7 protein-coding genes and 1 rRNA gene are annotated in these 10175 nt (G+C 71.4%); 4 read left to right on the top strand and 4 right to left on the bottom strand.

Annotated elements, in window-relative coordinates; translation table 11 throughout:
* Positions 1 to 76: ribosomal RNA gene (gene rrf, locus ACLQ2S_RS26060) — 5S ribosomal RNA — on the top strand; the annotation flags it as partial.
* A 331-nt stretch (positions 77 to 407) separates the two neighbouring features.
* Here the strand turns inward: rrf and ACLQ2S_RS26055 are convergent.
* Positions 408 to 2222, bottom strand: a complete 1815-nt coding sequence (locus tag ACLQ2S_RS26055; protein WP_425703543.1) for a VanW family protein — start codon at positions 2220 to 2222, stop codon at positions 408 to 410.
* A gap of 151 nt (positions 2223 to 2373) precedes the next feature.
* Positions 2374 to 3639: a polysaccharide biosynthesis protein gene (locus tag ACLQ2S_RS26050; RefSeq protein ID WP_425703541.1), complete on the bottom strand. Its 1266-nt coding sequence runs from the start codon at positions 3637 to 3639 to the stop codon at positions 2374 to 2376.
* Between the two features lie 171 nt (positions 3640 to 3810).
* On the opposite strand from ACLQ2S_RS26050, the gene ACLQ2S_RS26045 reads away from it, so the two are divergent.
* A complete protein-coding gene (locus ACLQ2S_RS26045) occupies positions 3811 to 4566 on the top strand; it encodes an FkbM family methyltransferase (protein ID WP_425703539.1) in 756 nt (251 codons plus the stop codon).
* A 59-nt stretch (positions 4567 to 4625) separates the two neighbouring features.
* Here ACLQ2S_RS26045 and ACLQ2S_RS26040 read toward each other — a convergent pair whose 3' ends face one another.
* Entirely contained in the window at positions 4626 to 6779 is a 2154-nt protein-coding gene (locus tag ACLQ2S_RS26040; RefSeq protein ID WP_425703537.1) for a hypothetical protein, read from the bottom strand.
* 248 nt (positions 6780 to 7027) lie between these two features.
* On the opposite strand from ACLQ2S_RS26040, the gene ACLQ2S_RS26035 reads away from it, so the two are divergent.
* Both ACLQ2S_RS26035 and ACLQ2S_RS26030 read left to right on the top strand, forming a co-directional pair.
* Positions 7028 to 8746 (top strand): hypothetical protein, encoded by a 1719-nt coding sequence (locus ACLQ2S_RS26035; RefSeq protein ID WP_425703535.1) that lies wholly within the window; start codon positions 7028 to 7030, stop codon positions 8744 to 8746.
* Entirely contained in the window at positions 8743 to 8904 is a 162-nt protein-coding gene (locus tag ACLQ2S_RS26030; RefSeq protein ID WP_155222074.1) for a hypothetical protein, read from the top strand. The genes ACLQ2S_RS26035 and ACLQ2S_RS26030 overlap by 4 nt, the downstream gene beginning before the upstream one ends.
* 76 nt (positions 8905 to 8980) lie before the next feature.
* On the opposite strand, the gene ACLQ2S_RS26025 is transcribed toward ACLQ2S_RS26030, so the two are convergent.
* Positions 8981 to 10135, bottom strand: a complete 1155-nt coding sequence (locus ACLQ2S_RS26025; protein ID WP_425703533.1) for a glycosyltransferase family 4 protein — start codon at positions 10133 to 10135, stop codon at positions 8981 to 8983.
* Positions 10136 to 10175 lie beyond the last annotated feature (40 nt).

Raw genomic sequence — 10175 nt, 5'->3', positions numbered from 1 at the left:
GAACCCGGAAGCTAAGCCCTCCAGCGCCGATGGTACTGCACCCGGGAGGGTGTGGGAGAGTAGGACACCGCCGGACATTCTTCCGTTGAGGGCCACCCCACATGGGGTGGCCCTCAACGCATTTCCAGACACCCGTGTCCCCGCCATGAGGTTGGGACCGGCCCAACAGTGGCCCAACCGCCGAAGGCAGCGGCCGACTGCAAAGCCAGGGCGACCCTTCTCCCCGGGGTCGACAAGCCAACCGACCTCGATGTCTCGAAGCCGAAGCCCAGGCTCGCTGTCTTGGGAGGGCAGAGGGCAGAGGGCATCGCTGGTACGGCAGTGGCGGCGGGGTCGGGGCGTACGCAAAGAGAAGGCCCCACCGGCGCGGAGCCGGCGGGGCCGTGGAAGCTGTTGCCCGGCGGACGTCAGTCGGGCTTCTTCGCGCAGATGAAGCGGGGTTCCGCGCTGTAGGTCCAGGTGAACTTCTCCCGCTTGACGACCTTGCCGTCCTTCTTGATGACCCGGAACGCGTCCTGGGTGAAGCCCTGACTGCCGTTCGCGGGAATGCAGCTCGGTCCAGGTTCGAGGTAGACGGTCTTCGGCGAGGTGATGTTCCGCCGAGGGCCATACTCGGTCTTCACGCTGTCCCAGATCTTTGTGCTCCAGATCGACACCGTCACCGAATTGCCGGTGTAGGAGGTGTCGATCAGGAGGCCGTATTCGGTGTTGTTGCGGAACTTGAAGTCGAGGTCCGGCCAGAAGATGGTCGACTCGATGACCGCCGGGTAGCGGCTGAAGTAGTACGAGTGTGGCTTGTGCTCGACATCCTCCAGGCCCGCGTAGTACGTGGCGTTGAAGAGAGTCGTCGTGAACTGTGAGGTGCCACCGCCGACCCCCGGCACCAGTTTTCCGTTGAGGATGACCGGCGCGTCGCGGTAGCCCTGGGCGTAGCCGCGTTCACCGGTGTGACCGTTGAGCGAGAACGTCTCGCCGGGCAGGACCACGGTCCCCTTCACGTCGTTGGCGATCGTCACGATGTTCTGGCTGCGCGGCGAGGAGAGCCCACCGGTGAAGTTGGTGGTGAAGGAGGAGACCTTCTCCTTGATCCCTAGGCTTTGGAGCTTCTCTGCGGTGAGCTTCGGCTGGACCGGCCTGAGCGCGGCGGAGATCGTCCGATCGTCGCCGAGAGGCAGGACCGCGAGCAAATCGGTGCCGAGGCTGCTGGTGTCGACCTGCTTGCCGGCCCGTCCGTCCACCACCTTCGGCTTCCCGCCGGAGATGGTCATCGTGGCATCCTTCGGAGCCACCTCGACCTTGTCGAGGGTGCTGCCGAGCGCGGAACGCAGCTTCTTGACGTCCACGCTGGGCGTGAGCTTGCCGGCCTTGTCGGCCTTGAAACGGAGACTCTTCGCGATGGCCTGCGGTGGGATGGTGACCGACCCGCGTTCGGTGGTCAGCTTGACCGGTGCCGCCACGGCCGGCTCCGCCAGCGCGGCGACGAGCCGGTCCACTTCCTCGGCGGTGGTGGCCGGGTGGTTCTCCACCAGCGGGACGGTGACCGGCTGCCCGCTCAACCAGCCCTGCTTGACGGCCTCGGCGGAATGCTCCGGGTCGATGGTGAGGCTCGGCTTCGGGTAGCGCACCTTCGGCTTGGTGCCGGAGAAGGTGATGGCCGGCATCGTCATCTTCCGGCCCTGGTCGCCGACGAGCTTCTTCAGGGCGGTTTCGAGCTTCGGCACGTCGACCGAGACCACCGGCTCGATCTCCCGCGAGCCGACCAGGCGGTCCACGGCGTGGGCACTGGTCGCCGCTGCGGCTGCCACGGTGGCGTCGACGTCGACGGTGAGCCCTACCTCGGCGGGGACGATCTCAGCGGTCCGTTCGCCGACGCGTACCTGGATGGGGGCTTCGAGTTCGGCTGCCCGACGGTCCAGCTGCTCCCGCAGTTCCCGCGCCGCGTCCGTCCGGCTGCGTCCACCGAGTTCGGTGCCCAGCACGCTGGTGCCACGGGGCACGTCGCCCGCGTACGCCCAGACGGCCACCGCACCCACCGAGCCGAGCACGGCGGTGGCCACGCCGGAGGCGATCAGCAGCCGGAACCGGCGGGACCGGGTTCGGGCGCCGTCCGGCGGGGTAGGTGCTGGTCGTACCGGCTCCTCGATCGGCCAGCTGACCGCAGTCACCTGCACCGTGGGCCGGTCGTCGGCCGGGGGTGGACGTTCTTCGCCGTACAGCGTCACAGTTACCTCTTAGCGACATACCGCATGCGGAGCCGGGGGTGCCCTCTCCGGGAGAACTACGGTAGCCAACCAGGCCAGCACCGGGGAGGCCGAGTCGGGCCGGATTGCCAGTTCTGCCCGTTCATCGCGGGCTGTGCCCGGAAAATCTGACTCAGGGTGACGGCGGTTTGTTCCGTGGGTCAGCTCCGCGCCCGAACACCAGCCAGCCCATCACCACCGCAGCCAGGGCGGCGGCGAGCACTGAGCAGGTCAGCACTCCGGTCACCGTACGTGGCGCGATCATCATGGCACCCGCCGCCAGGCCGGCCGTGGCCAGCCACAGCGGCGCGGCCGGCCACCGGGCGGCGGTCGCCACCCGGTCGTTCACCAGCATGAACACCACCGCGTAGAGGGCTCCGACAGCGGCGAACATCGGCGCTGTTCCGGCCAGGTGCAGGTAGTCGGCGCCGCCAACGAGCCGGAAGGCCAGCTCACCGCCGACCGCCGAGCTGACGACGAGGACCGTTCCGCAGGCCAGGATCAGCGCCAGCGCCACCAGCCGGGCGCGTCGATCGCCCTGGGCCAGGCGGGGCAACACCAGCAGCGTGACGACCTGCGGGGCCCAGAGCGCGCCCTTGGTGAGGACCGCGCCGACGGCGTACGCCCCGGAGGCGGCGGCCGGTAGGAGTTGGCGGGCGAGGATCAGGTCCGCGTACGAGATGGTGAGCATCGCCAACGTCGCCCCGCACGCCGTCATCACCTGCCTGGCCCCGAGCGGCGACCCGGCGGCGGGCGTCTCGGCCCGGTCGGCGGCGCGGGGCGCGGCCTGGCCAACCGGTCGTGGGTGTCCGGGTGGGTCGGCGAGACGGGCCAGCAGCGGCAGCGCGAGCAGGCCGGTCAGAGTGGTCAGGAGCAGGCCGGTTTCCGGGCCCCGGCCGAGCGACAACCCGACGACCAGTCCGCCGTAACGACCGACGGCCACCACGACCATCGCCATGGCGAGTCGCAGGAAACGCTGATCCCCCTGAAGTTCGCCGAGCCACCGGCCGCTGAGCACGGTGGCGAACGTGGTGGCCGCGAGCAGCAGCGTGAGTGTCAGCGGCAGGCGCAGGGCGACCGTCAGGACCGGTGCCGCCGCGAGGGTGACCCCGGCCGTCAGGGCCGCAGTGCGTAACCCGAGGCGGCCGGTGTCACCAGCACCTTCGCGCGCCCGATGGGCGGCCACCGCGATCTGTAGACCGAAGCCGGGAACCGCCGCGATCGCGGCGAGCGCGAGCACCGTCGCCAGTGCGCCCAGGTCGGCGGCGCTGAGTCGGCGCGCACCGAGCATTGGGACGACGTACGCCAGCGCGTTGGTGACCACCGTGGCGACGGTGACTGCGGCACCGGCCACGCCGAGGCGCGTCCGGGCGGCGTCCCTGCTCGTGGTCTGGGCCATGCCACTCCGCGTCGTGTCGGTCGTCCGCGCGGACGACCCGGTCATGCCGGGCCGCGATCCGGTCGGGACGGCGACCCGACCGGACGACGGTACCGGCAGGTCGACCGTCTGGACAGCCCTGGACCGGCACCCCCTGCCCAGCGGGCCGGGAAACGTCTAGTGTGCTGCCCCATGGCGTCGACGAAGCTGGCCCCCGCAGCGACCTCCGGACTGGCGGCTGTGCTCCCCGCGCGACTGTTGGCCGGAGCGATCCGCCGGGCGTACCCCCGGGTGGAGCCGGAACTGGCGCGGCTCGCCGATTTCGTTCCGGTCGGTGGCACCGCGGTGGACGTGGGGGCCTGGTACGGGCCGTGGACGGCCCGACTGCTCCGGCGGGCCGACCGGGTGGTCGCGGTGGAGCCGACCACGGCGCTGGCCGGGCAACTCCGGGTGGCCTTCCCGGACGTCGAGGTGATCGAGGCGGCCGTCTCCGACCACGAGGGCACGGCCACGCTCTACCTGCCGGAGGGCGGGGCGATCGTCGGTACCTCGTCTCTGGAGGATGCGGCGCAGGGCCCGGCGGTCTCCGTCCGACGGATCACGCTGGACTCGCTCGACCTGACCGACGTGCGCTTCATCAAGCTCGACATCGAGGGTCACGAGTTGCCGGCGCTGCGTGGCGCGGAGCAGACCGTCCGGCGGGACCGTCCGGTGTTGCTGATCGAGGTGGAGGAGCGGATCCAGCCGGTGGAGCCGCTGCTGGACCTGCTCACCAGCTGGGGCTATCGCGGTTACGTGCTGCCGTCTCGTACGTGGGTGCCGCTGGCCGACTTCGACCTCGGCGGGCATCAGCGTGCGGCGATCGCCCGGGTGGGTCAGGGCTTCGCCCGCCGGGTGGTGTGGCCCCGGCCCCGGTACGTCAACTCGGTGCTGTTCCGCCCCGAGTGACGGCGGGACGATCCGAGTGACGGCGGGGCGGTCCGGCCCCGCCGCCGAACGGGTTGCGGCTACTCGGGCCGAGGGGCCGGGTTGCCGATCGCGATCTCGTTGGTGCACAGCGACACGTCGCTACCGGTCACGGTGAGCTCGACCGCGTCGCCGCCGCCGACGATGCGGAAGAAGCGCTGGTTGAGGCCCTTCTTGACCGGGAAGGTGGCGGTGCCGGTGCCGAACCGCAGGGTCGCCGTGCCGTCCGCCGAGCTGAGGTAGCCGATGCGCACCACCCAGTGCCAGTCGTCGCGGGGTTCGTTAAGTGGCATCCGTACCGTCTGCCCGCTGGCGATCAGGTAGCCGCAGCCCTCCTGGGGGCCCGGCTGGATGGTGCTGCCGATGACCGTGGCCACCTGGATCCGGCCGAGGGAGTCCAACACCGAGAGGTGATCGGCCTCGTCGACGTAGGTGGGGCGGGTGCCGAGGGCGCGGAAGAACCGGGATTGGAGGTTGTAGGGCCGGGACAGGTCCGGTACGACCTCGTTCGGGACGGGGCCGTCGAAAAACACCGTGTCGGGCGGCGCGCTGGCCATCTCGATCCGAACGGTGTCGATGTACGACCGGCTCGACTTGACCGCCCACTCGTCGCTGTATCGGGACGTGGTCCACACCGTGCCGAGGCAGACGGCGACGAGCACCAGGGCGAGTGCCACGTGCACCGCCTCCCGGTAGCGCTCGGCCACCCCGGGAAAGGGCGGCATGGGCGATTCGGACGGGGTCGTCTCCGGTGGGGGTGGTGCCGCGTCGGCCGGTTGGTCGTCGGCGGCGCGGCGGTGTGGCGTGGCGGGAGACGGGTCACCGGCCTCCGGGGCGTCGCCGTCGGTGGTGTCGCTGTCCGGGTCGCCGGCCGGTGGCGGGTTGCTGCCCTGCGGCGCTGGTACCGGCGCGGGGTCGACGGGAGCTTCGGCGTGGATGACGCCGAGTCTGGCCGCCACCGTCGGCTGCCCGGTCCGGACCGGCTCGGCGAGCTCCGTTTTCGCTGGTGGGGTGGCCGCTTCGGCGGGTGCTGCGGCGTCGTCGCGGACCCGGGGTGGCCGGGCCAACCCGACCACGGCGACGCCGAGGCAGATGGCGGCCACCACGACGACGTCGCTGACGTAACGGGGAACCCCTCCGGCGACCCCGCTGAAGGTCGACCCGAGTCGGGTCGCGGCCAGCATCGCCGCCACCAGCACCAGGTACGCCCCGAGGAGCAGCCAGGCCCGTCCGGCGCGGCGGCTACGGCGTACGGTCGCCCAGACCAGCGCCACGAAGATCGTCCAGGCGATCCAGGTGCCGAGTTCCGGCGGTGCCGCGACCGGGGCGCCGTCCCCTGCTCCCAGCCACTGCCATGGCCCGCCCAGCAGGCCCGGCACCACGGTGGACCCGAGCATCTGGGTGATGAACGTGAACACCTCACCGGCCGACGCCGGCCGGCGCAGGGACGACTCCGACCTGGTCAGATAGGCGGCGAGGAAGCCGAGGGACAGCGCGGTCAGCAGCAACCAGGACGGCCACCAGCGGCGGATCGTCGTCCAGATGGTGCGGAAGAAACCGCCGTTGGCGTAGAGGGCGGCGGTGAGTAGGAAGACCAGCGGCACGACCAGGATCGCCTTCTCGAAGAAGGCCAGACCGAGCAGGACCGAGAGGGCGAGGGTCACCAGGTGCCGTTTGCGCCGGGTCTGCACGTAGCCGACCTGTGCGCCCACCGCGAGCACCATGGCGATCTGCATCGGCAGCATGTTGACCCCGACGGCCCACCAGGAGGTGGCCTCCAGGGTCAGCGGGCTGAACATCAACGCGCCGAGGGGCAGGAGCAGCAGCCAGGACGGTCGTAGCAGTCGGCGCAGCAGCCGGAAGAAGGTGAGGCCGAGGATCGCCTGGCCGGTCGCCATCAGCAGGACGTACGGCCAGTAGGCCATCCCGACGTACTCGGTGATCAGCCAGATGAGCAGCCGACCGCCGGGCATGAGGTGGTTGTTGTAGAGGCTGAGCAGATGCTCGACGGTCAGCTCGGACTCCGCCGCCTGGCTGATCATCACGTAGTCGTCGGCGGCCAGGAAGCCACGGGAGGCTACCTGGGCACGCCACAGCACGCTGAGCGCGATGATGGCCAACGCCGCCGCACGGATCTGGTCCCGGCCCAGCCAGCCGACGCGGCCCGGCCCGCTCGCGTCGTCCGGGCCGTCCATATCTGTCGACGAACCCTTATCCGCCTGGCCCGAGCGCGTCGGGCGGGACCCCGTGGTCTGGCTGACCTTCAGGGAAGGGTGGGAGGGGTTCGATGCCATGGCGGGAAGACTGCCACAGCAACGGTTGCGCCTCCCATCAGGTCAACGGATGGTTCGGCAGGGAGCGGGGGCGGGACGCCGAAGGGCGCGTACAGTGGCCGCCACCAGCGCGGCCGGTCGCCGCGCACCGGCAGTGGTGAGGTCGACGGATGCGGGAACGGCTGGTGCCGCACGCGGTGGCCGCCGCCGTGACGGCGGTGGTGCTCGCGCCGCTGGCCCTTCCCGGATATGTGCTGCGTTACGACATGGTCTTCGTGCCGAGGTCGGCGTTGAGCTGGGAGCTGATCGCCCCGGCCACGGCCCTGCCCCGGGCCGTCCCGCAGGACGCCGTGGTGGCGCTGGCGAACCAGCTGTTCCCCGGGTGGGTGCTGCAACGGTTGGTGCTGGTGGCGATTCTCTACCTGGCCGCGTTGGGTGCGGCGCGGCTGGTGCCGACCGAGCGGACCGGGGTGCGGGTGGTGGCCGCGCTCGGGTACGCATGGACGCCGTACCTGGCCGAGCGGTTGTTGATCGGGCAGTGGGGGCTGCTGGTCGCGTACGCCGCGTTGCCCTGGCTGGTGCGGTCGGCGATCGGGGTACGCGGTGCCGAGCGGGGTGCCCTGCGTCGGCTGTTGCTGGCGGCGGCGGCGTCCGCGATCACGCCGACCGGCGGGCTGCTCGCCCTGGTCGTGGTCACGGTGCTGCTGGTCGGGCGGTATCCCGGCGCGGCGCGGGCGGCAGCGACCGGAGTCGTCACGACAGTGTTGTTGAACGCCCCGTGGCTGGTGGCCGGGTTCGTCAGCGCGGGAAGCGGCCGATCCGACCCGGCCGGGGTGGCGGTCTTCGCCGCCCGGTCGGAGAACTGGGCGGGGGCGTTGTGGGCGCTCGCCGGCACCGGCGGTATCTGGAACGGGCAGGCCACCCCGGCCTCCCGGAGCGGATGGCTGATTCCGCTGGCGACGCTGCTGGTGCTGGCGGTCGCCGGGTACGGGCTGCCGGTGCTGTGGCGTCGCTGGAGGAGCCCGGTCGCCGGTCGGCTCGGCCTGCTCGCGGTCGCCTCGTGGCTGGGTGCCGCACTCGGGGTGCTACCCGGCGGGGCGAGTCTGCTGGGCTGGCTGGTCACCTCGGTGCCCGGTGCCGGGCTGCTCCGCGACGGGCAGAAGCTGCTGGTGCCGTACGTGCTGCTGGTGGCGGTCGCCGGGGCGGTCGGCGTGGAGCGACTGGCCGGACACCTAGCGGCCCGGTTCGACCTGGCCACCGGGCGCGTGGTGCTGGCCGGTGCGGCGCTGCTGCCGTTGGCCGTCATGCCTGATCTCGCCTCCGGTGGGGCGGGACGGCTGCGACCGGTGGCCTGGCCGGCGGACTGGGCGACGGTGGCGCGGCTGGTCGACGAACGGCCAGGTGAGGTCGTCTCGCTGCCGTTCCAGGAGTACCAGAGCTATGCGTGGAACGGCGGTCAGGTGGTGATCGACCCGGCACCGCGCTACCTCGGCGTACCGGTCCTGATCGACGACACGTTGCGGGTGGACGGCACCGCCGTCGCCGGGGAGGATCCTCGGGCGGCTCGGCTGCGTGCGCTGCTCGCGGCCGGCGAACCGGTGGCGGCGGCCGGTCCACGGTGGGTGCTGGTGCAGCGCGCCGCCGGTCCCACCCCCGAACCGGCGACGCTGGCCGGGCTGCGGCAGGTGTACGCCGGTGACGAGCTGACGTTGTACGAGAACCCGGCATGGCGTCCGGAGCCGGGGCCGAGCCGTCCCGGCCCGGTGGGTTGGGCGCACCTGTTGGCCGGAACGGTGGTGCTGGTTCTCGTTTCTTCAGGCACTGCACGACGGTGCTACCGCGTGGTAGCGTCCCGACACGCGAGTCCCGCGGAAGGAGAAGGTGGATGAGGAACCTGCCCGCGTTCGTCGCCGTCGGGGTACTCGGGGTCGTGCTCGGCATGCTCGGCAGCGTCGGTCTGGCGAACGTGCTCAGCCCGTCCGCCCAGGAAGCCGCTAACTCCAAGGTGAGTGAGCAGACCGAGGCCCCGCTGTACGGCACGCGCTGACCTCGACCAGCGAAAAGGCGCCCGCATCCGGCGGGCGCCTTCGTCGTGTCCGGAGCCGGGCGGCACCGCCAGCTGGTCAGCGGTTGGTCGCGTCCGCGACCAGTTGCGCGAACCGGGCACCGGTGGCCGTCCAGGTGTAGCGCGCCGCGTGGGCCAGCGCCGCCTCGCCCATCGCCTTGCGCCGAACGTCGTCGGCGAGCAGGTCACGTACGACCGCGATGAACTCCGCCTCGTCGTCGACCAGCAGGCCGGTCTCCATGTCGACCATCGCCTCGGCCACTCCGCCCGCGTACCGGAAGGCCACCGTCGGGGTGCTGCGCGCGGCGGCTTCCACGATGGTCAGGCCCCAGCCCTCCTTCAGTGACGGGGTGAGGGCGAGCCAGGCGGAGCTGAGCAGGGCGTGCTTCTCGTCCTCGCTGACGAAGCCGGAGAACCGCACCCGGTCGGTGATCCCCAGGGCGGCGCACCGTGCGCGCAGCGGCTCCTCCCACCAGCCCTGCCCGGCCACCACCAGCTCCAGGTCGGGCAGTTCCTCGGCCAGCTCGGCGACGGTCTGCAGGGCGATCTCGACCCGTTTGTGTGGCACCAGTCGGCCCAGCACCACCAGCGACGGGTTGGGGGTGCGGGGCAGCGACGGACCGGTCACCGGTGGGGTTCCGTTGGGCACCACGTCGATGCGTTCGGCGTCGACTCCGAGTGCCACCAGCTCGGCGCGACTGGCCTCGGAGACCGTGACGTAGCGGCACCGCCGGTAGAGCCGGACGGCCAGCCAGGACTCGATCCACCAGCCCAGTCGGCACATCAACGGCCCGAACACCACCGGCCACTGCTCCCGGTGCACGTGGTGGACCAACGCGATGACCGGTCGGCCGGCATAGAGCGGGGCGAAGAACGGCACACCGTTGCAGACGTCGACGATCAGGTCGGGCCGACCGAGGCCACGGCGGCTCAGCGGGCCGAACCCGAACCGGCCGGTGAGGCAGAGCAGCGCCGCCCGCAGGTAGACGGTCATCCGGGAGCCACGACGCAGCACCCGTACGCCGGACTCGGTGGTGCCGGACGGCCCGGCGTTGCCGTGCGCGGCACAGAACAGAGTCACCTGGTGACCGGCGGTGACCAGCTCGGCGGCGATCCGCTCGATGTAGACCTCCGAGCCGCCGCCCTCGGGGTTGGTGGTGTCGCGCCAGTTGAGGAACAAGACGTGGCGGGAGGGGGTACCGGAGTTGTCCACGCTGCTCCTACCGGTGAGTAAGTGAGCACGATCGCGCCAC

Origin of the sequence: Micromonospora sp. DT48 (genome assembly GCF_049844495.1) — a bacterium.
Classification (GTDB): Bacteria; Actinomycetota; Actinomycetes; order Mycobacteriales; family Micromonosporaceae; genus Micromonospora.
Note: the sequence above shows the minus strand (reverse complement) of the source record. Positions and strands in the feature narration are given on the sequence as shown.

Bases quoted from the DNA above. Each gene is read 5' to 3' on its own strand.
- ACLQ2S_RS26040 (WP_425703537.1), bottom strand. From the start codon at position 6,779: ATGGACGGCCCGGACGACGCGAGCGGGCCGGGCCGCGTCGGCTGGCTG.
- ACLQ2S_RS26035 (WP_425703535.1), top strand. From the start codon at position 7,028: ATGCGGGAACGGCTGGTGCCGCACGCGGTGGCCGCCGCCGTGACGGCG.
- ACLQ2S_RS26030 (WP_155222074.1), top strand. From the start codon at position 8,743: ATGAGGAACCTGCCCGCGTTCGTCGCCGTCGGGGTACTCGGGGTCGTG.
- ACLQ2S_RS26050 (WP_425703541.1), bottom strand. From the start codon at position 3,639: ATGGCCCAGACCACGAGCAGGGACGCCGCCCGGACGCGCCTCGGCGTG.
- ACLQ2S_RS26045 (WP_425703539.1), top strand. From the start codon at position 3,811: ATGGCGTCGACGAAGCTGGCCCCCGCAGCGACCTCCGGACTGGCGGCT.